Below are 25476 nucleotides of genomic sequence, written 5' to 3'. Positions count from 1 at the left end.
CTGAAAATTATCTAAGAAGTTCTAAAAACACCCCATAACCTGCGGCTTCCATTTCTTCCTTGGGGATGAAACGAAGAGCAGCTGAATTGATGCAATAACGAAGTCCTCCTTTATCCAGTGGTCCGTCATCAAAAACATGACCGAGATGGGCCTGACCTGCTCGACTTTTTACTTCAATGCGATTCATACCATGAGATCGGTCCTGATAGTAGCTTGCGACTTCTTTACTGATTGGCTTGGTAAAAGAGGGCCAGCCACAGCCTGAATCAAATTTATCTGTGGAAAGAAAGAGGGGTTCACCGGTCGTAATATCAACGTAAATTCCCGCCTGATCGCTATTCCAAAACTCGTTTTCAAAGGGTCTTTCGGTCGCAGCCTCTTGTGTGACACGATACTGGAGCTCCGTCAAGTTATCTTTCAAAACTTGTTGGTCTGGTTTTTGATAATCTGCAATATCAATAAGAGGGATTTTCGCCTGTTCAAGGTCAATATGACAGTATCCTTGGGGATTTTTCTTGAGATAATCTTGATGATAATCCTCGGCAGGAATATAGTGAGCCAAGGGTTCTACCTCAACTGCTAGGGGACGACCGCCAAGAAAGCTAGATTGCTCGGTCATCACCTGCTCGATAACCGGTAGATCCACCTCATCAGTATAGTAGATACCTGTCCGGTATTGACGTCCCTTATCAGGTCCCTGCTTATTGACAGAAAGTGGGTCAATGACACGAAAATAGTAGAGGAGAATCTCCCGCAAGCTGATAGTCGTCTCATCATAGGCCAGATAGACTGTCTCTGCATGGTCAGTTTGCTTGAGGAGCTGATAGTTAGTCGCCTCCACCTGCCCATTGGCATAACCAACACTGGTTTCTAAAATGCCGTCAATCTGAGAAAAGTAGCCTTCCATTCCCCAGAAACAACCGCCTGCTAAGTAAATTTCTTTCATTTTCTTACTCCTTTGTATCTATAGTAAGCCAAAGCATTGACTCCTCAGTTTGTCTCAAAGAAAGTCAACATAGATAATTTTGTACAATTCATAAGCATAGGTCTTTTAGCTCCACTAGCCTAGGAATAAACCGTAGAGACAAGAGATAAAGCAAACGCAGCTCATGCCAATATAGCAGTCTAAGATAGACTGCTAGAAGATGGATAGCTAAAATTCAAGACGATCAGAAATCAGTTTACATAGATTACAATCTAGGAATGACCCGCCTTGGCTTGCCAACAAAAACAGACCTTGCAACAAACTTTTTTCAACCAAGTTCTTTCCTACTTCCATTAAAAGCTACAAACAATACCAAAATTGAACCAATATAGCAAAACATGCTGAAAGCAAGTTATAGATTTTTTTCTTTCATATCAGCTTCCATCTTAAGACGTTGAACCTTCATGGTAGCGGTTCGTGGGATATCGTCGTAGGCCATTAAGATTGGTTCTTTCAAGAGTGGTAGATCTGCAACTGCCTCCCACCATGCTTCCCAATTCATCTCTGCATTTTCTGCTACTGCAACAATCGGCTGCGGTGCCCCATTGACGTCACGAATAATCACAACTTCTGATAAGAAGTCTAATTTATCCAACAAGAGATCCTCTAGGGCTAGATTGCTATCAATATTTTTAATCAAATCAACTTGACGGTCCTTCAAAAGAAGAGTCCCCTCAGAAGTCATGCAGCCATAATCACCACTATCCCACCATGCACCATGAACATTGTCTCGGAAACGATTTTCTTCTTTATAGTATGTAATAGCCCGTCCTCTTGATAAGAATTGGATGTGACCATTTTCTCCTGCTGGTACTGGATTTCCCTCAACATCTGTAATCCGCGCTTCGGTATATCCTTCTAAACCAATTCCCATATCTCGTCCACTAACAGTTCCTAGATTTTCCAATCGATGATAACGTAAAATCATTGGACCGCATTCACTTTGACCATACACCTGCATAAAGACAGGATTTTGTTCCTTAGAGGCTTCCAAAAAAGTACGCAATGTACCAATATTGATAGCATCAAAGGTCGAGTGGTAATAACGGATACTACTAAAAATTTCTGGCTTTTCCTTGGCCAAACGAGACCATTGGACAAAGTTATTGGGATGAGTTTCTAAAGCGCTTGGACGGTGAACTCGCAGAGCAAGCTCCACATCATCTTTTTTAGCAGACGAGAGCGGGTAAAGGGGAAAACCTAGACCAATCGCCGAAGATACACCAATATTGTAACGGGAATGAACGGGTGAGATATGAAAGGCCAAAAGTCCACGTTCCACCATCTTGTCAAAAATGGTCTGTTGCCAAGCAACCCGCCACCCCATGGTTTGAGCAGTGTGACAGATGAGTTTTGGAACACCCGTTGTACCTGAAGTATGGGTCATATACTGAATGACATCTTCTGGTAGAAGATTTTCTTCGACAGCTTCTACAACCTGAGACAGAACTTGAGATACTGACAGTTTCGTCACTAGGTCGACCCGTTTCATTCCAACAACACGCCCTTTTGTTTCCTCATCATAAACGATATAGGAGCCTTCTAGACGTTCTGCAAAGACATCCAAATTAGAAGATGGTAAATGGTAGGAAATCATTACTGGGACAGCTCCCAAGGCAGTTACAGCCACAGCTAATAAATAGGTATCAAAGGTTGGACTTTTGTAGAGAATGACCTTATCCCCACGGCCAATACCTGTTGCTGCGAGCTGTGCAGCTCTTTTCTGAATGGCCTCAAAGACAGTTTGATAGGTATTTTCTAATCCTAATTCAGGAAAGGAAGTGTACGGCTGATCAAAGTAAATCGCCACGTCTGGAAATGTCTCGGCAGCTTCTTTAAATTGACGATAAAGATTGAGCGGTTTATAGCTAATTGTTGACATAAAACTACCTTTCTAAAAGACAATAGATATAGGTTTATTATATCATCTTGGATGATACTTCACAATCTTATCTTGTAATGGCTCATTGCTTCTATCTATATTATTTGAAAAAAAGCAAGCAGTCTTGCACCACTTGCTTCATAATCTCCCAGTTTACTTTTGTAGCTACTCAAGTTACGGGCTAACAAAATAAACTGAGCGCTATCATTTTCCATTAGCCAATCTCAGCTAGAATCGCTTTGATTTGTTCTTTCGTGTGGACACCTGCCACCTGCTTCACTACTTGTCCATCTTTCTTGAACAAGAGGGTTGGGATAGAGAGGATACCGAATTGACTAGCTATATTAGGATTTTCATCTATATCCATTTTGTAGATACGAAGTTCATCTTCGCTTACTTCTTCCGCCAATTGTTCCAAGATTGGTGCCTGCATACGACATGGACCACACCAAGGCGCCCAAAAATCAACAATAACTACGCCTTCTTGAGTTTCGGCTTCAAAGTTTGCATCTGTAATAACTTGAACCATAGAATTCTCCGTTTCTGTTTTTGATACCTTCATTCTACAACAAAAAGACATAGAATGCGAATATTTGCTACGGTTGGAAATTGAGATAGTATGGGTTAATTGTTGCCAAACTGTAAACGAACTATCAAAAAATGGACAATAGACAGAATAGTTTAAATCTCGTAGCATATGCAAAAATAAGGAGGCAATTCTGATGAAAAGAAATCTATGTTGACTATGATCCAAATTTTTACTACTAGGAGGGAATATGCAGGAGTATCATGTTGGTGATTACATCGTTTTCTTCCGGGTGGATTTGCTAGACTTCAGCAGTTGCCAAATAATCAACTAAAGTTCAACGGTCCTGAAGGATTGGTCTATGAACTCAAAGAAAAGAAGATATATCTTTCTCTTCTGGAGAACGAAAGTTAGAAGCAACGTCTACCATTATCTGATAATTATATAGATTATATAGACTAAATCTCCACAAAATTGACAACGCTAGCTTTTTTCGTTTATGATAAAGGGGTATTATTTTGATAAATTCAGACAGTGGTTGTTTTTTACGAAGTGATACCAGCAACAGAGTCATAAGGAGAACAGACATGGAGCAAAAAGATTACTGTTTGGTAGGTTTGGTACTATTGGGGATGTTATTCGGAACTACAGATGGCGTTTCTGCAGAGCAGATTTACTATGGTTCTTATCAATCACATCAAACCTTGTACGATATTGACGAGACTAGTGTGATGCCTTCAAGGGCGATTACCTCAGAGGATCATCTGGATGCAAACAGTTACTATGAGGATGAACCAATTATCTTAGATGTTGAACGTGCACGTCTAGAGAAACAAGTACAGAACTTGAGACTAGACCATCAGAGAACATGGGAAGCCCTTGAGCAACAGGTAAAACAATTGGCCCAACAAGAAACAACCATTAACCATTTGTTAGCCAGTAGAAAGCAAACAGTCTACGGGGCACAACAGCATAGTCTATGGCAAGGTCAGATCAATGCTTTTAACAACGAATTGAACCGTTGCCGTGAACTGTTAATTGCAGTCAAAGCAGTCGAAGAGTCCGCTGCTTCTTTACAGCTTCAACAGTTGAATAAGGATGTCTTACGATCTTGGTCCCACTATCTAGCTACTAAGCTTCAAGAATTTGAGGTACAAAGCACCACACTATGCCAGACTTTACAGCAGAAATCGAGGAATTTAATAGATCAATTACAGAATGCTCAACCAGTAATTGCCCAAATGCGACCACGCGCACAGACTTCTTTTAGCTCAAATACCCCCTACACACCAGCTTTTGGAAACGAAGGTTTTAACCATCGTGACCATCGCACCATTTCAGAGCAAGAGTTTAATCCATCCTTTGTTGATTTAAGCGCTACAACCAATCTTGCTGAGCTTAAAAATAAAATGGATCAAGCCTATTTGTTGAGAGCAAAACAGATTTTATTTAAATTGGATAGAGACATGTTTCAAGGTAAAGAACAAGCAGCGGTGATAGTAGACCATATCAAGACACAATTATCTGACATGCCCAACATTAGAGGGGTTCGAAAAGGATTGGATTGGAATATCGTAGGCTCCAAAAGTGGAAGAGATACTTATGTTATGATAACTCCCCAATACCATATGAGCGATGACCAACATCGCATTTACTATCGACATATCAAAGAATGGGTCAGTAAAAATATACATAGTAGCGACAATGAGGTAACCAAAATTGATAAAATTCAATCTTACATTATGACCAACTTTACTTACGCACATACACCAGTTACCAAGTCAGGACTATCCATTTATACTCCTTATGCTTTTATTGCAGATAAGGAAGGAGTTTGTCAGGCGTATTCTCAGATGTTCAAAGACATGGGACAATTAGCAGGTTTGGAAGCCTACTACATCCAAGGATATGGTGACCCTTATATGGGTACAAATAGTTTTCACAGTTGGAATATTGTAAAAGTAGATGGGCAATTCTACCATATTGATTTAACTTGGAATGATGCAATGGACTCTTCCAACAGGAATCGTATGTACACACTAAGAGGAAATAAATTTATGATGAACAATCATCGTTGGAACTCTAAGTACGCTATTTCCGATACCGACTATGCATTCTATTCACGCTAACGGCTACCTCATATCCTCTCTACTCCTAATTAAGAAAAAATGAAATCCATAAAAAAAGGATTTCATTTTTTAGGTTAACTCTATCACATAAGTCAATTCCCGATAACAAGCCTCAATGTCAAACAATTCCAAACCAGCCTCCTCACTTACTATATAAACACCCTCCCTCAGATAATAAGAAACTGATTGGTTTGCTTCATCTGTAAAGACTAATCGAGCAGTATCGAGTTCAACATTGAATCGAAAACTCGGAGTGTTTTTGGGGATACCGATAATCAAATAATCTGAGCAGACCAGCTGCCCGCCCCATTTTTGATATAAATGACAGGTTACATCCCCCTCTCTAGTAAAGATAGCTAACTTCTCTACACCCTGCTCTTTCAATTCCTGTTCTGCTTTTTTATAAAGAGCTTGAGCAATACCCTGTCCCTGATAATCTGGATGAACTGCTAAGTTCGTAAAGTAAGCAGTACGCTTGCTGGAAGCATAAAGATAGGACCGACTGTTTTTTTCATTATAAATATCAATATCAATTAGGCCGACAATCTGTCCGTCTACTTCTGCCACCCACTCCACTCGATAATCATAGATATCGTCTAAGAGCTTAGGTTTTTCCGTCTCTCTATCATCGAAAAATGGGGAAAAGAGATAGCTGAGTGCTTTGCAATAAACCCAGCCTTTTTCATCACCGGATTGGTATTTTCTGATTATCATATCATTCTCCCTTGCTTTACTGTAACCTGACAAAAGACTTTTTTTTCTTACTGAAAGGTCACAATAGTACAGCCAGATCCACCTGCATTTTGTGGAGCATAACCAAATTCTTTAACCTGCTTGTTGCGGCGGAGGTATTTGGTAACTCCTTCACGAATAACACCTGTACCAATGCCGTGAACAATGTCTACTTGGGCAAGATTGTTGAGCAGGGCTTGATCAATAAATTCATCTAGCTCCATCATAGCTTCTTCGTAGCGTTTCCCTCGAAGATCCAATCTAGCTTTCGGTCCACGGATGTTTGCTCGTTTGACAGTATGAACGTGACGTTTCTTAATCGGCTCAGTCTTTTCTGCCTTCACTAGCTCAAATTCTTCCTTGGACAAGGTCATCTTAATCAGACCAACTTGAGCCTCCCAGCGTCCATCCTTAAGCTGGTTGATAAGTGTGCCTCTTTGACCATAGGCGGTGACAATAATATCATCACCTATTTGGGCCGCTCGTTGCATTTTAGCCTTTTTTAAAACCTTGTTTTTAGATAAATCAACCACTTCTGGAGCTAATTTTCTCAACTGAGCCTTGGCTTCAATAATCTGGTGCGGTTTAAGACTAGCCTGTTCGTGAAGATTTTTAAGAATACTTTCGCTTTCAGAAAGAGCACTATCCACAATTTCTTGAGCTTCCAAGCGTGCCTTATTGAGTTCATTTTCTCGCTCGCGGTTCAACTCATCGTAAAGTTTGCGCAAAGCTCGGTTCATCTTGAAGTTTTCCTGCTCCACCTCACGAATAGTATCCAAACGCCGGCGACTCTCGACTGTTTGACTTTCTAACTTCTCAATAATGTGATTGACATCACTATCCGTATCTGTCCAGGATTGAGCCGATTGGATGATGCAATCTGACAGTCCCAAACGGCGGGCAATTTCAAAGGCATTTGATCGTCCCGGAACGCCTTGCATAAACTTATAAGTTGGACGCAAGCTACTACTGTCAAATTCCATGCTAGCATTTTCAATGCCTGAGGTTTCTATACCATAAGCCTTGAGTTCAGGATAGTGAGTGGTTGCCATGGTCTTAATTCCTCGCAAACGCAAATCATCCAAGATCGCCATTGCTAGCGAAGCCCCCTCCTGCGGATCTGTACCTGCTCCCAGCTCATCAAAGAGAATCAAAGAATCCTGATCAGCGTCTGCTAAAATTTGCACCGTATGGGTCATGTGGCTAGAGAAAGTTGATAAACTTTGCTCAATAGATTGTTCATCACCAATATCTGCAAAGATTTCTTTGAAAATCGCCACTCTGCTGCCTTTGTCAGCCAAAATAGGCAGACCAGACTGTGCCATCAAATGTGTCAAACCCAATGTTTTGAGCATGATGGTCTTACCACCCGTATTAGGACCTGTGATAACAATAGCGGTCAGGTGATGACCAAAGTAAAGGTCATTGGGGACAGCTTGAACGATCAAAGGATGACGGACATTGAGTAAGGCAATATCCTGGTCCTCCGATAGAGTCGGCACAATCGCCTTATAATCCCTAGCAAAGAGATGCTTGGCACGGACAAAATCAATATGTCCTATCACCCAAGCATTATTGCGGATGACCCCACTATGTGGGCGAATCATGCCAGACAATTCCTGCAGGATACGGTTCAGCTCATGGCGTTCCTCTGCACGCAAGTGACTGATGTCTTCATTTAAGCTCACCACTGCACGTGGTTCAATATAAACCGTAGAGCCAGAGGCAGAAATGTCATGAACAACACCTGCAATTTTATTGCGATAGGTATTTTTTACAGGAAGAACATTGCGGCCATTTCTGCTAGCTAAGATGGTGTCAGATAACAGGTCGCTCTTGTTCTTTAAAACATCTTGCATAACTTGACGAACCTGATCTTCTGCTTCACGGATTTTTCTGCGGATACGAGCCAACTTTTCAGAAGCAAAATCTTCTATAAAACCAGCATCATTGACAGATTGGAGAGACCCCTGTAAGTGTGGAAAGAGTTCAATTTTCTCAAAAAGTTTATCTAGCTGAGTCAGACGAACATTTTCCAAATTATCATAAAAATCTAAAAGAGTTTTAGAAACTTCCAAGACTTTTTTGATTCCCAACAGCTCAGCGATATTGAGATCGGTGTCCAATTCCAAACGACGCAGAGCTGGATTGATGTCAGAGGTTGCAGATAGACTAAAATGAGGAGCTTCCACGAAAATCTGCGCCATATCTGTCAGTTCATCAAAGGCTTGCTGAATACGTCGTGCCTCTATCATCGGCTCTAGCTTTCGCAACTCTTCCTCCCCCTGTTCTGTCAGGAGGTAAGGGGCAATTTTCTGTCTTACCTTGTGAAATTCAAGGGTTTCAATAATTTTATTGTTCATATTTTTACGATGTTTATTCTAGGATTGCAACTTGCTTTTAAGTTTGGGTAGATCAAAATTACCCATATCCATCCAACAATGAAGCAAAGGATACGATATAACTGATTAGAAAAGAGTAGGAAAACCCTACCCTGCTATATTGCTCAACCAGAGCGATTTAAGGAAACCACTGGTGAATGGTGTGTACTGAATCATAATATTGGCAAGAAGGCTACTATGGAGCTTGTCCTGAACCACCGCTAGTGGGATGGTTGACAGTAAGACCATAACAATCTGTACGGACAGAAAAGTCACCAAAACCGCCAGCCCACCGCTAATCAGATTGGTTGTTTGCGTGCCTGGATTAAACCCTTCTAGTAAATGGACAAAAATTCCCAGAAAACGGAAAAAGGCATAGACCAAAATATAAATCAAGAGAAAGGATAGACCTGCATAAAAAATCTTATCCAAATCAAATAGATACTTCTCATCGAAGTAATAGAGTTTGCTTCCCTGAGTGGCATTAGCAAAGGGGACCCAAGTATGGAAAACTCCAGCCAACTGTTTGTGGGTGGCTGTCGCAACCACCAGCGCTATCACACTCCCTAGACTGTAAAAGACCTGTAACACCAGACCACGGCTATAGCCAATATAGAAACTCCATGCCAAAATGAGGATAATTGCTAATGAAATCATACATTCTCCTCAAGCTCATCCAAATCAACCAAGGTCACATTTTTCTTTAGAGCGCCTTCCTTAACAGCCGCTAACTCCTGCTCTTTTTGCTCAAAGGCCATTTCACGAGTTAATTGGACTGATAGGGTATTGATTGCCAATAAGAGCGCTAAGGTTTCAGGATCGGCTGTTGGCATCTTTTCTCTAATAGCCTGGTATTTTTCTTGAGCTATCCGCTCGATTTCTTCCATGAAAAGATTATCATGCTCTGTCGTCAGTGTCAGCTGTCTCTCACCAAATGTAAATTTATATCGATTTAAGTTTGCCATAACATTACCTCGCTTATCATTATACCGCAAAATGGTTCATTTTGCTAATCTATACCTATAAAGTTCGCTTTCTGCGGGCAAAATCCACAAAGCGGAATTTATCAATCTTGTGTCTACTTTCTGTGTATTGGAACTGCCTGGTATCACCGAGATAGACACGCGACTTGATTAAGACCAAATAGTCATCCTGCGCCTTCAACAATCTGCGTTCTTCTCGATTGGTTGGCTCTACGGTGATTTCCTTTTGTGCATATGCTATGTCTAGGCCTAGCTCATTTTCCAGATATTCGTAAATAGACTTCTCAGCAACATCCACCGTCAACTTTGGTACCACATCTACAGAAAGATAATCTGTATCCACAACAGAGACTTTTCCATCAATAGAACGTGTACGGATAACTTTCCATACCTTACTGTAAGTCTCAAAACCTGTCAGGCTGGAAAGGCTAGAATCAACCGTTATCATATCCAAGTGAACAACCTTCGTCTGTGTAGATAATTGAAGAGAATCTGTTAATTCCTGATAGGAAGTCAGACCTGAGATAGGAAAGTTAAGAATTTCCTGCTTGAGAACCATGGAGCCACGTCCCTGAACCTTTTGAATCAGACCACCCTCTGTCAAAATGGCTAAGGCCTTACGAACAGTATCGCGACTGACACCGTAAATTTTCTGAAGTTCTTGTTCTGTAGGCAAGGAAGTTTCCGCTAGGTAAACATTTGTCCGTATTTTTTCTTTTAAGTCATTATAAATTTCTTGATACTTTTTCATCTTTTCCTCACAATTCCATCTGTTCAATAGCTTATGACTATTCTAATTATAACAAAAATTGTAAAAAAATAAAAAAAGTAAGAAAAAGCGCTTGCAATATTTTTTGAAATCGGATACAATAATTATAAACTTCAATTTGTACGTACAAATTGCAGAAAACATGTTTTTTATACATGTCTATCAACTATTACAATGATGGGTAACCGTCTAGAAGGAAAAATATATGGGAAAATTTAAACAAGAAGCCCAGCAGCTCTTAGATGCTATCGGTGGAAAAGATAATATTACCGCAGTCACTCACTGTGCGACACGTATGCGCTTTGTCCTAGTTGACGAAAAAAAGGCAGATATTAAAACAATCGAGAAACTAAAGCCTGTCAAGGGAACCTTCACCAATGCAGGCCAGTTCCAAGTTATCATCGGAAACGAAGTACCGATTTTCTACAACGACTTCACTGCTGTGTCTGGTATTGAAGGAGTTTCCAAGGAAGCTGCCAAATCTGCTGCCAAAAGCAATCAAAATGCCATTCAGCGCGTGATGACCATGTTGGCAGAAATCTTCACTCCTATCATTCCAGCCATCATTGTAGGAGGATTGATCCTCGGTTTCCGTAATGTTTTAGAAGGCGTTCAAATGGAATGGTTAGGACAAAAGATTGTTGACGGTGTAAAACAATTCATGCCTGACGGGACACCACGTTATAATACAATTGTAGATGTTTCTCAATTCTGGAGTGGAGTGAACCACTTCCTTTGGTTACCGGGTGAAGCTATTTTCCACTTCTTGCCAGTCGGCATTACCTGGTCTGTTTCTCGTAAGATGGGAACCACACAAATTCTAGGTATCGTCCTTGGTATCTGCTTGGTGTCCCCACAGTTACTCAATGCCTATGCAGTACCGGGCACAGCTCCTGAGGTAATAGCCAGCGACTGGGTATGGAACTTCGGCAGTTTCACCATTAACCGAATTGGCTACCAGGCTCAGGTTATCCCAGCACTCTTAGCCGGTCTCAGCTTGTCCTATCTCGAGATCTTCTGGCGCAAACGTATTCCAGAAGTTGTCTCCATGATTTTTGTACCTTTCCTATCTCTGCTTCCAGCCCTTATCCTAGCACATACTGTGCTTGGTCCATTTGGTTGGTGGTTGGGTCAAGGACTCTCATCCATTGTGCTAGCTGGTTTAACTGGTTCATTCAAATGGCTCTTCGGTGCTATCTTTGGCTCTCTCTACGCTCCCTTTGTTATCACTGGTCTCCACCATATGACCAATGCCATTGATACACAGTTGATTGCTGATGCTGGAGGAACAGGGCTTTGGCCAATGATTGCCCTTTCAAACATTGCACAAGGCTCAGCAGTTTTGGCCTACTACTTCATGAACCGCCACAGTGAAAAAGAAGCCCAAATCTCCCTTCCTGCCGCAATTTCAGCCTACCTAGGTGTTACAGAACCTGCCCTCTTCGGGGTCAATGTCAAATATATCTATCCATTTGTCGCTGGTTTGATTGGTTCAGGTATTGCTGGTCTCCTATCAACAACCTTAAACATCACTGCAAATGCCATCGGTGTTGGTGGTCTACCGGGAATCTTGGCCATCAAAGCGCAATACATGATTCAATTTGCTTTGGTTGCAATGGTTGCAATTATTATTCCATTTATTCTGACCTTCATCTTCCGCAAAGCTGGCATCTTAACCAAGACTGAAGATGAAACCAAAGCCGACCTTGATAATACTCCTCCTGTTAAAGAAAATACAGCAACTCCCACCACTATTTCCCTCCTTAGTCCTTTGGCTGGCGACATCAAAGAATTGAGTCAGGCACAAGACCCTGTTTTTGCACAAGGTGTAATGGGAAAAGGCAGCCTTATCAACCCAAGTGAAGGCAGCCTAGTAGCTCCAGTAGATGGTGAAATCTCTGTTCTCTTCCCAACTCACCACGCTGTCGGTATTACAGCTACAAATGGTTCAGAAATCCTCATGCACATCGGCATGGATACTGTTAACTTGGAGGGAAAAGGCTTTACAGCTCATGTTAAGCAAGGCGATCAAGTTAAGGCAGGCGATCAACTTATCAGCTTTGACATTGCCATGATTAAAGAAGCTGGTCTACTAGTTGAAACACCTGTCATCGTGACAAACCAAGCTGATTTTGATATTCAAATAGTTGGAAGTCTCCCACGTACCACTTCACAAGGTGAAACGATTCTAACAATCAAAAAGAATTAGTGACATAGGAGGGCGCAAGATAGCTTGCACCTCCTATCCTTGTGTAACTTCATTATAAGAAAGGAACAGAACGTTATGGTCCATTCACCGGATCTGGCTCAACGTTCTTGGTATCTTACATCATGACAATAGACAAACGAAAAGTCGTTTATCAAATTTACCCAAAGTCCTATAAAGACACAACTGGAAATGGTATAGGAGATCTACGAGGAATTATCGAGAAACTTCCCTATTTGAAAGAACTGGGCATTGATATGATCTGGCTCAATCCTTTCTATCCAAGTCCTCAACGAGACAATGGTTATGATATTGCGAACTACACAGCTATCAATCCTGATTTTGGAACGATGACCGACTTTGAAGAAATGGTTGCTACAGGAAAAGAACTGGGTATTGAATTTATGCTGGATATGGTTCTCAATCACTGCTCTACCGACCACGAATGGTTCCAAAAAGCGCTGGCTGGCGATCCATACTACCAAGAATTCTTTATCCTGCGCGATCAGCCCACTGACTGGGTTTCCAAGTTTGGTGGAAATGCTTGGGCCCCCTTTGGAGACACTGGAAAATATTATCTTCACCTCTTTGATGTAACCCAAGCTGACCTCAATTGGCGCAATCCCCACGTTCGCAGGGAACTTTTCAAAATCGTTAACTTCTGGAAAGACAAGGGAGTAACAGGGTTTCGCTTTGACGTGATTAACCTGATTGGTAAAGACGAGGTGCTAGAAGACTGCCCTATCAACGATGGAAAGCCAGCCTACACCGACCGACCAATTACACATGACTATCTCAAAATGATGAACAATGCGACCTTTGGTACTGAGGAAGGCTTCATGACCGTTGGCGAAATGTCTGCTACAACCATTGAAAACTGCATCCTTTATACAGCACCTGAACGAGAAGAATTGTCCATGGCTTTCAACTTCCATCACCTAAAGGTGGATTATAAGGATGGTCAAAAATGGACCATTATGAACTTTGATTTTGAGGAACTCAAACGCCTCTTCCATACCTGGGGAGAAGAAATGGCGGTTGGCAATGGATGGAATGCCCTTTTCTATAACAACCACGACCAACCACGCGCCCTTAATCGCTTTGTTGATGTGGAGAATTTCCGTAAGGAAGGTGCGACCATGCTAGCAGCTTCCATCCACCTTTCACGTGGGACTCCTTACATTTACATGGGGGAAGAAATTGGGATGATTGATCCCGACTACGACTCTATGGACGATTATGTTGATGTTGAATCACTCAATGCCTACCAAATGCTTCTCAATCAAGGTCACACACCTAATGAAGCCTTCCAGATTATCCGAGCAAAGTCCCGTGATAATTCCCGCACACCAATGCAATGGGACTCCAGTCAGAACGCAGGATTTTCAACGGTCACACCTTGGTTGAAAGTCGGAAAATCTTACCAAACGATCAATGTTGAAAAGGAAAAGACCGGTCCCATCTTTACCTTCTATCAAAAGCTCATCCAACTCCGTAAAGAAATGCCTATCATTGCTGAAGGTGACTACAGAGCCGCCTATCATGATAGCGATAAAGTCTATGCCTTTGAACGCTTATTGCAGAATGAAAAACTCCTCGTCCTCAACAACTTCTTCGCAGACAAAGTCGAGTTAGAATTAGCAGACGACTATGCTCATGGACAACCTCTCATCAGCAATTATCCCATTGATAAGCTCGGTAAAAAAATTACCTTGAACCCCTATCAATCATTAGCGATTTTGGTGAGTTTGGACTAATTCGCTGAAAAAAGGTAGCCTTATCTTAGCCTACCTGCACTGACTGTTTTATACATACATAGTCGCGACAAACCTTACTAGGGAACCCTTTAGGAAAAGTTCCTAATCTATCTTTTAAAATAATATAACAGGCTAATTTGGTTATAAGAGAACACGAATTTTGCCTGCACGAATCACATAATCACACAAAAAGACCATTTCAGATGAAACTGAAATGGCTTTTTTCGGCTTTATTTAAAGGATACATGTACATGGTCATAGTGATTTTCCGTCACACTGCCTCGGTCTGGCATCAGATTCCAAGTATAGGCCGGTCCATAGATATTATCATAGGGTGCATAGAAACGTTGTTTCCAAATGACATAATTGATATTCTTGGCATGAAGACGATCAATCGCATAAGCAGCGACTTGATCGCCTAGGATGGAACGTTCTGGCACCATAAAGTCAATAGCTAATCCCTTACCATGATCACCAGGATCATTTGGACGATAACCTGAGAAAGAAGTAATATTGAAAGCATTTGCTACTTCTGAACGAAAGGCAGCAACTTGTGGTTGTAAACCAATATCATACGGACTGGTGTTCGTTGCTACAGCAGGAGCAACAGCCAACACTGGGGATTCTTGACTCGATGTTTCAACGAGCGCTTCCTCGGCCTTCTCAGACGGTAGCTCTGCTTCAGTCGAAGGTACTGCTACGTGATTCTTTGGTTGCTCCACCGGTGAATCTTCTGGGGTCGGATCGGTAAGTGCCACAGGAGCTGAAACCGGTGAATCGGCTGATGACTCTACCGACGACTCTTCTGAGGTTGGACTGGTAAGTGCCGCAGGAGCTGAAACCGGTGAATCGGCTGATGACTCTACCGATGACTCTTCTGGGGTTGGACTGGTAAGTGCCGCAGGAGCTGAAACCGGTGAATCGGCTGATGACTCTACCGATGACTCTTCTGGGGTTGGACTGGTAGGTGCCGCAGGAGCTGAAACCGATGAATCGACTGATGACTCTACCGACGACTCTTCTGAGGTCGGATCGGTAATTACCGCAGGAGCCGAAACCGGTGAATCGGCTTCAGGGACTAAAGGCTCCGTCGATGTTGAAGTAGCATCAACTGATGGTACTTGGTCCAGTTGAATAACGGTGTCATCAACAGTCATTTGATTAGTCGTCAAATCAACCCTTGCTTGAACGGGTTCGCTTGCGCCACCCTGAACAGGTGCCTCAACCTCTACCTGCCTTACCTGATTATTTTGGTCAACAATCGTTGTTAAGACTGTGTTGGGGAAAATCAGATTGACATCCGCAATTTGATTGATTTTTGCCAGTAGATTCATATCAACATTCATCGCAGTGGCAATTACAGACAAGGTATCCCCATACTTTACAGTATAGGTTACTTTCCCATCTTCTCGAATAATTTCTGGACTGATGTCAGCTACCGTACGCGGAGTCCATTCAATAGCCAATACATTTGGTGATACCATGCCAGTAGTAAGCAAGAAGAGAGCCAGTGAAGATGTATAAAGTATCTTCTTATTTGTCTTTATGATCGGTGTTTTTCTCTTCCGTCTCATGTGAGTTGGTTTGTTTGTTCGCTTGCGCTTCATGATGCCTATTCCTTTTTCTTTTGAGATGGTTCTATCTTAGCTGAAACAAAACTGAAAAACAAGGACCTAATTCATCTTTTAAACAAACTGACTCCACCATGTAATCTTAGATGATTTCTGTCATGCAACTAATACAATTGTCACAGGCCTGTCATAATCCTTCCCCACTGCACACAACGACCAATATCCCTACCGTCAACTACTTATAATACGTACTATTCTACAGACTTTCTCATTTTCTTCTACTGTTATAGTAAGGACAGTCTTTTCTGCACACTCCCACTAACATTTGTGATACAATAAGAACATGAATACTGTCGTACTAAAGGTATCTGCCCAACAAAGAGAAGCTATGATAAACCATTATGCTTGTTATCGGCAGACCAGCAAAAATCCTTATATCCAAGCATTTTTCAAACTTGCTACCACCAGCTTGTCAATCTATACCTCTGGTAAAGTCGTCTTTCAAGGGGAAATGGCAGAGCAGGAAGCAAGACTCTGGGGCTACGAGCCAGAACAGTCCGAACAAGTACCAATGGGTCAAAATATGCCTATGATCGGAACAGACGAAGTTGGTAATGGTTCTTATTTTGGAGGACTAGCGGTGGTTGCTAGTTTTGTCTGTCCAGAAGACCATGCTTTTTTGAAGTCACTTGGCGTAGATGATTCCAAGAAAATGACAGATCAAAAAATCTGCCAGATCGCCCCGCTCTTAAAAGAAAAAATTCCCCACCAGGCTCTGCTATTGTCCCCGAAAAAATACAACGAGGTCATTGAGCAAGGCTACAATGCCGTATCCGTCAAGGTGGCTCTGCACAATCAGGCCATCTACCTACTCCTGCAAAAGGGAGTCAAACCCGAGAAGATTGTCATTGATGCCTTTACAACCAACAAGAACTATAACAAATATCTAAAGAATGAAGCCAATCATGTTACCAAGCCAGTCACTTTAGAAGAAAAGGCCGAAGGCAAGTATCTGGCAGTAGCTGTTTCATCCATCATCGCCAGAGCCATGTTTTTGGAAAACCTTGCTCAACTAAGCCAAAAACTTGGTATCAACCTACCGTCCGGTGCTGGTAGCAAATCTGATCAAGTAGCTGCCCGTATCTTGGACAAATATGGCATGACAGGTTTAAACGAAACCGCAAAACTCCACTTTGCCAACACAAAAAAAGCACAAAAACTACTGAAATGAGGAAAACCAAATTTATGAGAAAAAAACAGACCAATCGCTCACCATTGATGAATTTTTTAGCAGACTGGGGCTTTTTTATATGTTTCATGTTGGTATTTTTTGCTAGCCGCTACTTTATCTGGAGTCCTGTGTCGGTTGACGGTCATTCCATGGATCCAACCCTTCAGCACCAAGAAAAACTGATTATGCTAAAAACAACTTCTATCAACCGTTTTGATATTGTCGTAGCTGGCGAAACCGATCAAAATGGCAGTGAAAAACTGATTGTCAAACGAGTGATCGGCATGCCAGGAGACACCATCCGCTACGAAAACGATGTCCTCTATGTCAATGATAAACAAGTGGATGAGCCTTATTTAGCTGAATATCTGACTGCCTTTAAAAAAGACAAGCTACAAACCATCTACTCCTACAACAAACAATTCCAAGCTATCGCTCAGTCTGCCAATGCCTTTACCAGAGATGCTAAAGGCTATGCGAGCTTTACAGTCACTGTCCCAGAAGGTCATTACTTCCTAATGGGAGATGATCGCCTCGTATCCCTCGATAGCCGAAGTGTTGGATCATTTACACGGGAAAACATTAAAGGTGAAGTCGTCTTTCGTATGTGGCCACTCAACCGAATCGGAACAATCAAATAGCACTGCACAGATACTCAATAAAGGTGAAACACCTTTCACAAGGAAAATAAACTATGGATGAAATCTATTTCACCGGAACTATTGACCGGATTATATTTGAAAATCCTAGCAATTTTTACAAAATTCTCCTCCTCGAAATTGAAGAAACCAATACCGAATATGACGATTATGAAATTATTGTTACAGGAACCATTGCAGATATTATTGAAGGAGAAGATTACCGCTTCTATGGCAATCTAATCATCCATCCAAAATACGGTCAACAACTTCAAATCACACGCTACGAACGCAGCAAACCAACTGCATCCGGTCTAGTCAAATATTTCTCTAGCGAGCATTTTAAAGGAATTGGTCGCAAGACAGCAGAGAAAATCGTCCAACTCTACGGTGAGGATACCATCGACAAGATACTAGCCGAACCAGAAAAACTGACCCAGATTACAGGGCTTTCCAGTAAGAATAAGCAGGCCTTTATTGAAAAGCTCCGTCTCAATTACGGCACCGAAATGATCTTAGCCAAACTGGCAGAATACGGCATCCCGAATAAACTAGCCTTCCAAATCCAAGACCAGTATAAGGAAAAAACACTAAAAATCATTGAAGAAAATCCTTATCAGCTCGTCGAGGATGTGCAAGGTTTAGGCTTTACCATTGCCGACAAAATCGCGGAGAATCTGGGCATTGCCAGCGACTCCCCTCAACGCTTTCGAGCGGGTATGCTCTTTAGCCTCATCCATCGCTCCATGGAAACAGGTGATACCTATGTTGAGGCTAGAGATTTATTGGAAGCAACCCTGGAATTACTAGAAAAATCCCGCCATATTGAACTGGACCCTGCCGCCGTTGCCAAAGAATTGACAGGTCTGATTGTAGATGAAAAAGTCCAGCAAGAAGGAACGAAAATTTTTGACAACAGCCTCTACTTTGCCGAACATGGCATCCATAAAAACCTTACCCGCCTGATGGGAAAAAATGGTTTCAAACCCTTTCCACGAAAGGAGGTTGAAGCGGCCATAGCAGAACTAGAAACCATGTCTGACCTGACCTACGATACTATTCAGAAAGAGGCCATTGTTCAAGCCATTACCAATCCCATCTTTATCCTAACTGGTGGACCCGGAACCGGAAAAACTACTGTTATCAATGGAATTATCGCTGTCTATGCTATCTTACACAAGATTGACCTCACCCGCAGTCGCGAAGAATGCCCTGTCCTCCTAGCCGCTCCGACCGGACGAGCCGCCAGACGGATGAACGAATTGACAGGTCTACCAGCTGCGACCATCCATCGCCACCTAGGTTTGGTCGAAGGACAGGAAGACTCTTACCGAGATGACTATCTGGAAGCTGATTTTGTCATCATTGATGAATTTTCTATGGTAGATACCTGGCTAGCCAACCAGCTCTTCCAGAATATCTCCTCCCAGACTCAGGTTCTCATTGTCGGAGATGCCGAACAGCTCCCATCAGTCAGTCCCGGCCAAGTCCTTGCCGATCTATTAAAGATTGACAAACTCCCAAGCATTACCCTAGAACGTATTTATCGCCAGTCAGATGACTCAACCATTGTCACACTAGCCAGCCAGATCCGTCAAGGAAATTTGCCTGATGACTTCCGAGAAAAAAAGGCCGACCGATCCTACTTTGAAGCCCAAAACGAGCAAATCCCAGCTATGATTGAACGAATTGTCGGAGCTGCCATCAAGTCCGGCATTCCAGCCAATGAGGTGCAAATCCTTGCACCCATGTACCGTGGAGCAGCAGGTATCGACCAGCTCAATACCATGACACAGACTCTACTAAATCCCTTAGAAGAAGGAGAATTGGAATTTACTCACAATGAACTGGTCTTTCGCTGTGGAGATCGAATCATCCATTTAGTCAACGATGCCGAAGCCAATGTCTTCAATGGAGACTTAGGATATATCACGGATCTCCTTCCAGCCAAGTATACCGATTCCAAGCAGGACGAAATCACTATTGACTTTGACGGAAGTGAAGTCACCTATCCTCGAAATGAGTGGTACAAAATCACACTGGCCTACGCCATGTCTATTCACAAATCACAAGGAAGTGAGTTTCAGGTGGTTATCCTCCCCATCACTCGCTCCAGCCACCGTATGCTCCAACGCAACCTCATCTACACAGCCATCACCCGTTCTAGGAGCAAGCTCATTTTACTAGGTGAGATTGCCGCCTTTGACTATGCCGTCAAAAACACCGGAACTAGTCGCAAGACTTACCTAGTCCCACGTTTCCAAGGGGAAATGGCTGAGCAGGAAAACGAAACAACACCCTCAGACGGTCAATTCAGCAAAACTGCTCAAGCAAACTCGACTCCAACACCTGCTCAACCAGTCACTCAAGAAGAATCAAGTCGTCCACAACAAACCCATCATCAACTCTCCCTTCTTGAGGAAGAACAACCAGAAACAACCACTTCCCAGCCCAAAGAATTCATCCTGACCGCAGAGAATATCCTGACCATTGACCCTATGATCGGAATCAGTCAGACAGATCTCGCCACTTTTTTCAAAATAGATAGCTGAATAAGTAGCTTCCATCTTTCACACAATACTCACGCAGTTATCAACACACACTGTAACAAAGACACTTTTTAATTTATTTCCTTTTTATCACTGTTAAATACAAAGCAACGGAGACAACATGAAAGCAAAATCAGTTTACACTATCACAGGACTTTATGTAGGAATCATGCTACTAAGCTACATCTACACCTACTACATGCGAGGGATTCGCTATGGATCCGATGGTTTTTTAGCCTCAGAATTCCCCTTTCTACTCGTTTTAGCAGGAATAACAATCGCTTACGTTATCAAAAATCGAGCAACATTGCAGTTGAAAACCTTCCTTCCCATTGATAAACGCTATTTCTTAGCCCTTTTTATCCCCTTACTGCTAGTGATCATAGCTTACTGGTTCGAGCACTTCCAGCTCAATGAGACCTTTTTTATAACACTTTTTGCAACCCTCCTAGTTGGAATCGGTGAAGAACTGCTATTTAGACGCATCTTACTCGTCTATTTTTTAGAAAAAATGCCCCTTCAAAAGGCAGTTGTCCTATCTGGCTTGTGCTTCGGTGGATTTCATGCAATCAATATTTTTGCAGGTAGTGGATTCGGACAAGTAGTGTACCAAGTCATCCTAACCAGCATCATGGGAATGCTGTACGGTTATCTTTATATTTTTACAAGAAAGATTTCCTGGTGTATCGTCAGCCATGGATTATGGGATTATATCGCAATTAGTGTTTCTAAACAATTCCACCCCCTCTTCTCTGGACTACTCTTTCTTCAGAATATATTGGAAATCGTGCTAGTCTTGCTCATGGCTCGCCGTGTAAAACAACTATTGCAAGAACAACACACAACCAATCAAACAGAGTTGACAAAGGAATAAAAGTAGAAATAAAGAACCGACATCATTGATACCACTTGTCACAGGCAGACCTTGTGCCATGTATTCTAACAGAACGTAACACAGCAAATATACAGAGATATTGATAAGCTTCTTGAAGCGAATCACAAACCCAAGTCTTGCATAAGCAAGGCTTTTTTTCTATCATAAAGATCTGAAAAAATATAGATTGTCCTCACAAAATAGCGACTGAACACTTCTTTTTACCATTCTTTACCGTTTGAATAAACAGCTAAACATAGCCTGTTTTTAGGCATAGCAAAAATAGCTATTTACAATTTAGACTTTTTTAAGCTTTTAACTGTATCATAACCCTAACAGTTAATCAATAACAAAGAAAGGGGACATTATTGTGTTCAAGCTATTTGCTTTATTCCTAGAAGGGCTACTGTCATTTTTCTCCCCCTGTATCCTTCCTATTTTACCAGTGTACATAGGTGTTCTAGGAGGGAATAATGGTGAACATTCTCAAAACAACCGTATGCGTACCGTGATTAACACTTCCATGTTTGTCTTGGGAATTGCAATGACCTTCTTTCTACTGGCCTTTACCAGTAGTTTCCTCAGTCGTCTACTGAACCAACACATCCGAGTTGTTCAGATTATCAGCGGTATTTTGATTATCGCTATGGGATTGTTTCAATTGGGCTGGATTCGCCTACCAATGTTGTCAAAAGAACTTTCAGCTAAAACAAAAGTTTACCAAGCTGGAAAAACGGTGACACCTATCATCGCCTTTCTGATGGGCTTTACTTTCAGTTTCTCTTGGACTCCATGTATCGGCCCTATCCTAGCCAGCGTATTTTTCTACGCAAGTAGCCAATCAGGCATCTGGAGCATTGCCCTACTGTCCGTTTATTGCATCGGCTTTATCCTGCCATTCATCCTGGTTGCCATCTTTTCTCAAAAACTCTTGGATTACTTCAAAAAACAGACTCGTTTCTTACAGTACACCAAGACCATCTCAGCAGTTATACTCATCATTATCGGTATTTCTATCCTAACAGGAAGCTTCGGCACCCTGTTTAAAATCAGAAGATAACCATCAAACACTATTTACAATATAAGGAGAACCCAATATTATGTTAAAAAAATACCTCACCCTAGGAACTTGCTTATGCTTATTAACCGCATGCTCTGTCAACAATGCCAACAGTAAAAACAAAGATACTAACATGAGCCAACAGAAGACGGAAAAAACAGAAAAATCTCACGAGCAACATGCGCAAAGTGATAGCAACGACAATGGTTTACAATCTGTTGTTGAAGGACAGAAAGCACCCGAATTAAAACTAAAGGATAAAGATGGAAAAGACGTTAGCCTAGCAGACTATGCAGGCAAGAAAATCTACCTAAACTTTTGGGCTAGCTGGTGTGAACCTTGTAAGGATGAAATGCCTCACCTAGAAAAAGTGTATCAAAAATACAAAAATGATCCAAACTACGCCTTTTTGAGTGTAGTAGCACCAAATGATGCCAAGTATGGCAACACCTCATCAACAGATAGCAGCGAACAAAAAATCCTTGAAACAGCAAAAGCAGCAGGTATCACTTATCCAGTTCTTTATGACCAAAATAATGGCGCTCTGAATAGCTACTCTCTGCGTGCCTTCCCTAGCCACGTATTCATCAATAGCGATGGAACTGTTAACAAAGTATTTGCCGGCGAATTAAATCAAGAAACCCTAGAAGCAGGCCTGAAAGCCCTAAAATAACCCGTTACATCCTGCGAATATAAAAAAGAGTGCGTTCTCGTAATTTGAGAACGCACTTTGCTAGGTTTCATACAGTACTTAAAAATACTTCTATACTACAATCATCGGAAGCACCTGCCTCCTTTTTATTTTTGTCCCACCTAGGAAAGATGTTGAAGTTCTCCTTGCGACTTACTAAAATGAATGCAAACACAGAACCACCCCTGCTCTTCATGAACAGCATAATCTCCCCCCAGTTGGACCACCATCCGTTCGATACTCTGCAAACCAATTCCATTACTTGCAGATAGAGAACGCTCCCCAATTTTATTTGAAACAGATAGCTCCAGCCATTTCTCGTCTTCTTTTAAGCCAATTCGGACAGGAAAAGCAGGATCTCCATATTTGATAATATTTGATTGAAGATTATCCATAATCCGAAGGATACTATCTGATGGCAACTCAATGTCCATCAGTTCTTCCTCAGCCACTACCTCAACACTCAATCCTTGAAGAGTCAATCCTTCACACATCACTTCCACCGCATGAGAAAGAGGAAGAAGATGTGTAAGAGTCATTTCCTCAGCAACCAAGGAATAAGAAAAAAGATTTTCTGAAACCTGACGCATCTGTTGCGCTTTCTGCTCAATAATCCCCAGATAATGTTGGAGCAAATCAGGCTCCATGTTTGGTTTATTCTTGATGATTTCAAGATAGAGTAAGATTGAGGTGACCGGTGTACGAAGATCGTGAGACATCTCTGTAATCACCTTCTGATTTTTCTTCACAATATCAGCCTCTGTCTGCACAAGATTTCGGAAAGACAGTCGCATACTCTCAACCCCCTGAGCCAAATCAGCCAGTTCGTCCCCGCCCTTCACATGGATCTGGTAGTCAAGATTTCCACCTTCTAAAATCTCCAAATCATGACTCAGACGACGAATATCCTCTACCTTTCGACGAATTCCCAACAAAACAACGACTATTAGGAAGATAAAGGATAATATAATCACAAAAATCCTAGTATAGAGACGCAGTTGGTAACTATATATCCCTGTCACCATCACATCAGCCGCCCCATCCGCAAATTGGACTTGGGCGTAACCAATCCAAGATTCCTCAGACATTTCTATCCTGTTGGCTGACTCCTCCTTGTTAGGATCATTGGAGGTGAATACCTGAATATTGTCCTTGTAAATCTCCAAGGTTAAGATTTCCTGCTCCTTTACCCAGGCATCCAACTTCTTGCTATCACTTGTCGCTATTTTTTCCTTATCTACAAATTCTACTAGTTTGGAAATGTAGTGGGCATTTTGTTCCTCAACATATCTCCCATCATAGATATAATAATCTATCACGCTCATTCCAATCCGATCTAGCACAACATAACAGATTGCTGCCAATACCGAACTCAGCAATAATAAGCGCCCGAGTTGCACATAAATCGACGTATGCCCCTTATTCTCCCGTTTCAAACTTGTACCCTTTCCCCCAAACAGTCTTAATCCACTTTGGATTCTTAGGATCTTGCTCCATTTTAACCCTTAGCTTACGAATATGCACCATGACCGTACTATTGCAGTTGTAAAAATACAGATCATCCCATACACTCTCGTAAATATTCTGCGTCGAGAAGATCTTGCGAGGATGAGACATTAGCAATAGAAGAATCTGGTACTCAATTTCTGACAGCTCTATCTCTTTTCCATCCACAAAAACCTCATTGAAACGCTTATGAACCCTGACACCGCTCAATTCAATATAGGGAAGTTCTTCGCTTTCCACTCCCCCCTGACCCTGATAGACCTTAAACCGTCGTATCAAAGCCTTGACCTGTCCCAAAAGTTCCGAATAAGAAAATGGTTTTGTCAAATAGCTATCACCACCAACCATCAACCCAATTAACTTATCAGACTCCTGAGCCTTAGCGGATAGAAAAAGAATTGGAACCGTTGACTGCTTTCTAATTTGTTCGCAAGTCCGCAAACCAGACATGCCTGGCATCATCACATCCAAAATCACCAAATCAATCGTTGGTGTCAGATAGTCTAACCCTTCTTCACCACTGGCAGCCTCTTTTACTGAGAACCCCTCACTTTCTAATAATATCCTAACACCTTCACGAATACTAGCATCATCTTCTATGAGTAAAATGGTATCTTGCATCTTTTACCCCCACTTGTCTCTATGGTCTTTTCAATAGTTAGAATAGCATACCTCCCCCTCAACGTAAAGAAAAAACTGAACCCAGAACTCAACTGGACTCAGCAAATTTACATTTTATAGCAATATACGAGAGGGAGTGGACTAATTAGTTGCTACCAGATTTTTTAGTGGATGAGCTGGTAGTACTTTTCTCAGTACTTGATGATTTTGTATCCTTCTTCATATCTTTTTTAGTACTGGACTGCTCTGTTTTTTGAGAACTAGAATCCGTTTTTTTATTGTTCTTAGCACCACACGCAACCATTGTAGTAGCAAGCGCTGCAATCATTCCTAAAGCCATCATTTTTTTGCCGAAAGTTGTTGATTTCATTTGAAATCCTCCTTT

The 25476-nt window shown here is 41.8% G+C and carries 21 protein-coding genes; 9 read left to right on the top strand and 12 right to left on the bottom strand.

Going from position 1 to position 25476, the window contains the following annotated elements:
- Window positions 1-7: 7 nt before the first annotated feature.
- The 3 genes from msrB to trxA form a co-directional block, all read right to left on the bottom strand.
- Entirely contained in the window at window positions 8-946 is a 939-nt protein-coding gene (gene msrB / locus BZG42_RS01265) for a peptide-methionine (R)-S-oxide reductase MsrB (protein WP_155995344.1), read from the bottom strand.
- A gap of 391 nt (window positions 947-1337) precedes the next feature.
- Window positions 1338-2867, bottom strand: a complete 1530-nt coding sequence (locus tag BZG42_RS01260; RefSeq protein ID WP_155995345.1) for an AMP-binding protein — start codon at window positions 2865-2867, stop codon at window positions 1338-1340.
- Window positions 2868-3081: 214 nt separating this feature from the next.
- Window positions 3082-3396: a thioredoxin gene (trxA, locus tag BZG42_RS01255; protein WP_024532380.1), complete on the bottom strand. Its 315-nt coding sequence runs from the start codon at window positions 3394-3396 to the stop codon at window positions 3082-3084.
- Window positions 3397-3980: 584 nt separating this feature from the next.
- Between trxA and BZG42_RS10005 the strand changes: the two genes are divergently transcribed.
- Window positions 3981-5522 carry a transglutaminase domain-containing protein gene (locus BZG42_RS10005; protein ID WP_227985612.1) on the top strand — a complete coding sequence of 514 codons (1542 nt, stop codon included), beginning with the start codon at window positions 3981-3983 and terminating at the stop codon, window positions 5520-5522.
- A 69-nt stretch (window positions 5523-5591) separates the two neighbouring features.
- Here BZG42_RS10005 and BZG42_RS01245 read toward each other — a convergent pair whose 3' ends face one another.
- From BZG42_RS01245 to treR, 5 genes are all read right to left on the bottom strand, one after another.
- Complete coding sequence (locus BZG42_RS01245) at window positions 5592-6236, bottom strand: GNAT family N-acetyltransferase (RefSeq protein ID WP_024531599.1); 645 nt, start codon at window positions 6234-6236, stop codon at window positions 5592-5594.
- Between the two features lie 47 nt (window positions 6237-6283).
- Window positions 6284-8617, bottom strand: coding sequence for an endonuclease MutS2 (locus tag BZG42_RS01240; protein WP_155995346.1), 2334 nt, complete (start codon window positions 8615-8617; stop codon window positions 6284-6286).
- A gap of 126 nt (window positions 8618-8743) precedes the next feature.
- On the bottom strand, window positions 8744-9292 hold the full coding sequence (locus BZG42_RS01235) for a CvpA family protein (protein WP_024531597.1): 549 nt from the start codon (window positions 9290-9292) through the stop codon (window positions 8744-8746).
- Window positions 9289-9600: a hypothetical protein gene (locus tag BZG42_RS01230; RefSeq protein WP_024531596.1), complete on the bottom strand. Its 312-nt coding sequence runs from the start codon at window positions 9598-9600 to the stop codon at window positions 9289-9291. Before BZG42_RS01230 ends, BZG42_RS01235 begins: the two co-directional genes overlap by 4 nt.
- A 55-nt stretch (window positions 9601-9655) precedes the next feature.
- On the bottom strand, window positions 9656-10369 hold the full coding sequence (gene treR, locus BZG42_RS01225) for a trehalose operon repressor (protein ID WP_024531595.1): 714 nt from the start codon (window positions 10367-10369) through the stop codon (window positions 9656-9658).
- Between the two features lie 223 nt (window positions 10370-10592).
- Here treR and treP point away from each other — a divergent pair, with 223 nt between their 5' ends.
- Both treP and treC read left to right on the top strand, forming a co-directional pair.
- The gene (gene treP, locus BZG42_RS01220; RefSeq protein ID WP_155995348.1) at window positions 10593-12596 is read left to right on the top strand and encodes a PTS system trehalose-specific EIIBC component; all 2004 of its coding nucleotides are present in this window, start codon (window positions 10593-10595) and stop codon (window positions 12594-12596) included.
- 122 nt (window positions 12597-12718) lie between these two features.
- Complete coding sequence (gene treC / locus BZG42_RS01215) at window positions 12719-14350, top strand: alpha,alpha-phosphotrehalase (protein WP_155995350.1); 1632 nt, start codon at window positions 12719-12721, stop codon at window positions 14348-14350.
- A 230-nt stretch (window positions 14351-14580) separates the two neighbouring features.
- Here treC and BZG42_RS01210 read toward each other — a convergent pair whose 3' ends face one another.
- A complete protein-coding gene (locus BZG42_RS01210; RefSeq protein ID WP_159780051.1) occupies window positions 14581-15957 on the bottom strand; it encodes a LysM peptidoglycan-binding domain-containing protein in 1377 nt (458 codons plus the stop codon).
- 307 nt (window positions 15958-16264) lie between these two features.
- On the opposite strand from BZG42_RS01210, the gene rnhC reads away from it, so the two are divergent.
- The 6 genes from rnhC (at window position 16265) to BZG42_RS01180 (ending at window position 22946) form a co-directional block, all read left to right on the top strand.
- A complete protein-coding gene (gene rnhC, locus BZG42_RS01205) occupies window positions 16265-17152 on the top strand; it encodes a ribonuclease HIII (RefSeq protein ID WP_120171261.1) in 888 nt (295 codons plus the stop codon).
- Window positions 17153-17166: 14 nt separating this feature from the next.
- Complete coding sequence (lepB, locus tag BZG42_RS01200; protein WP_155995524.1) at window positions 17167-17793, top strand: signal peptidase I; 627 nt, start codon at window positions 17167-17169, stop codon at window positions 17791-17793.
- 53 nt (window positions 17794-17846) lie between these two features.
- A complete protein-coding gene (gene recD2, locus BZG42_RS01195) occupies window positions 17847-20342 on the top strand; it encodes an SF1B family DNA helicase RecD2 (protein ID WP_155995526.1) in 2496 nt (831 codons plus the stop codon).
- A gap of 118 nt (window positions 20343-20460) precedes the next feature.
- The gene (locus BZG42_RS01190) at window positions 20461-21213 is read left to right on the top strand and encodes a CPBP family intramembrane glutamic endopeptidase (RefSeq protein WP_120171259.1); all 753 of its coding nucleotides are present in this window, start codon (window positions 20461-20463) and stop codon (window positions 21211-21213) included.
- 364 nt (window positions 21214-21577) lie between these two features.
- Complete coding sequence (locus BZG42_RS01185; RefSeq protein ID WP_024531587.1) at window positions 21578-22273, top strand: cytochrome c biogenesis CcdA family protein; 696 nt, start codon at window positions 21578-21580, stop codon at window positions 22271-22273.
- A 40-nt stretch (window positions 22274-22313) separates the two neighbouring features.
- Window positions 22314-22946, top strand: coding sequence for a TlpA family protein disulfide reductase (locus BZG42_RS01180; RefSeq protein WP_120171258.1), 633 nt, complete (start codon window positions 22314-22316; stop codon window positions 22944-22946).
- 140 nt (window positions 22947-23086) lie between these two features.
- On the opposite strand, the gene BZG42_RS01175 is transcribed toward BZG42_RS01180, so the two are convergent.
- From BZG42_RS01175 to BZG42_RS01165, 3 genes are all read right to left on the bottom strand, one after another.
- Window positions 23087-24400: a HAMP domain-containing sensor histidine kinase gene (locus BZG42_RS01175; RefSeq protein WP_155995528.1), complete on the bottom strand. Its 1314-nt coding sequence runs from the start codon at window positions 24398-24400 to the stop codon at window positions 23087-23089.
- Window positions 24384-25091, bottom strand: coding sequence for a response regulator transcription factor (locus BZG42_RS01170; protein ID WP_120171256.1), 708 nt, complete (start codon window positions 25089-25091; stop codon window positions 24384-24386). The genes BZG42_RS01175 and BZG42_RS01170 overlap by 17 nt, the downstream gene beginning before the upstream one ends.
- A 145-nt stretch (window positions 25092-25236) precedes the next feature.
- Window positions 25237-25461: a hypothetical protein gene (locus BZG42_RS01165; protein WP_024531583.1), complete on the bottom strand. Its 225-nt coding sequence runs from the start codon at window positions 25459-25461 to the stop codon at window positions 25237-25239.
- Window positions 25462-25476 lie beyond the last annotated feature (15 nt).

The sequence above is a fragment of the Streptococcus sp. DAT741 genome, from assembly GCF_009866825.1.
Taxonomy (GTDB): Bacteria; Bacillota; Bacilli; order Lactobacillales; family Streptococcaceae; genus Streptococcus; species Streptococcus ruminantium.
Note: the sequence above shows the minus strand (reverse complement) of the source record. Positions and strands in the feature narration are given on the sequence as shown.

Bases quoted from the DNA above. Each gene is read 5' to 3' on its own strand.
- msrB (WP_155995344.1), bottom strand. From the start codon at position 946: ATGAAAGAAATTTACTTAGCAGGCGGTTGTTTCTGGGGAATGGAAGGC.
- BZG42_RS01260 (WP_155995345.1), bottom strand. From the start codon at position 2,867: ATGTCAACAATTAGCTATAAACCGCTCAATCTTTATCGTCAATTTAAA.
- trxA (WP_024532380.1), bottom strand. From the start codon at position 3,396: ATGGTTCAAGTTATTACAGATGCAAACTTTGAAGCCGAAACTCAAGAA.
- BZG42_RS10005 (WP_227985612.1), top strand. From the start codon at position 3,981: ATGGAGCAAAAAGATTACTGTTTGGTAGGTTTGGTACTATTGGGGATG.
- BZG42_RS01245 (WP_024531599.1), bottom strand. From the start codon at position 6,236: ATGATAATCAGAAAATACCAATCCGGTGATGAAAAAGGCTGGGTTTAT.
- BZG42_RS01240 (WP_155995346.1), bottom strand. From the start codon at position 8,617: ATGAACAATAAAATTATTGAAACCCTTGAATTTCACAAGGTAAGACAG.
- BZG42_RS01235 (WP_024531597.1), bottom strand. From the start codon at position 9,292: ATGATTTCATTAGCAATTATCCTCATTTTGGCATGGAGTTTCTATATT.
- BZG42_RS01230 (WP_024531596.1), bottom strand. From the start codon at position 9,600: ATGGCAAACTTAAATCGATATAAATTTACATTTGGTGAGAGACAGCTG.
- treR (WP_024531595.1), bottom strand. From the start codon at position 10,369: ATGAAAAAGTATCAAGAAATTTATAATGACTTAAAAGAAAAAATACGG.
- treP (WP_155995348.1), top strand. From the start codon at position 10,593: ATGGGAAAATTTAAACAAGAAGCCCAGCAGCTCTTAGATGCTATCGGT.
- treC (WP_155995350.1), top strand. From the start codon at position 12,719: ATGACAATAGACAAACGAAAAGTCGTTTATCAAATTTACCCAAAGTCC.
- BZG42_RS01210 (WP_159780051.1), bottom strand. From the start codon at position 15,957: ATGAAGCGCAAGCGAACAAACAAACCAACTCACATGAGACGGAAGAGA.
- rnhC (WP_120171261.1), top strand. From the start codon at position 16,265: ATGAATACTGTCGTACTAAAGGTATCTGCCCAACAAAGAGAAGCTATG.
- lepB (WP_155995524.1), top strand. From the start codon at position 17,167: ATGAGAAAAAAACAGACCAATCGCTCACCATTGATGAATTTTTTAGCA.
- recD2 (WP_155995526.1), top strand. From the start codon at position 17,847: ATGGATGAAATCTATTTCACCGGAACTATTGACCGGATTATATTTGAA.
- BZG42_RS01190 (WP_120171259.1), top strand. From the start codon at position 20,461: ATGAAAGCAAAATCAGTTTACACTATCACAGGACTTTATGTAGGAATC.
- BZG42_RS01180 (WP_120171258.1), top strand. From the start codon at position 22,314: ATGTTAAAAAAATACCTCACCCTAGGAACTTGCTTATGCTTATTAACC.
- BZG42_RS01170 (WP_120171256.1), bottom strand. From the start codon at position 25,091: ATGCAAGATACCATTTTACTCATAGAAGATGATGCTAGTATTCGTGAA.
- BZG42_RS01165 (WP_024531583.1), bottom strand. From the start codon at position 25,461: ATGAAATCAACAACTTTCGGCAAAAAAATGATGGCTTTAGGAATGATT.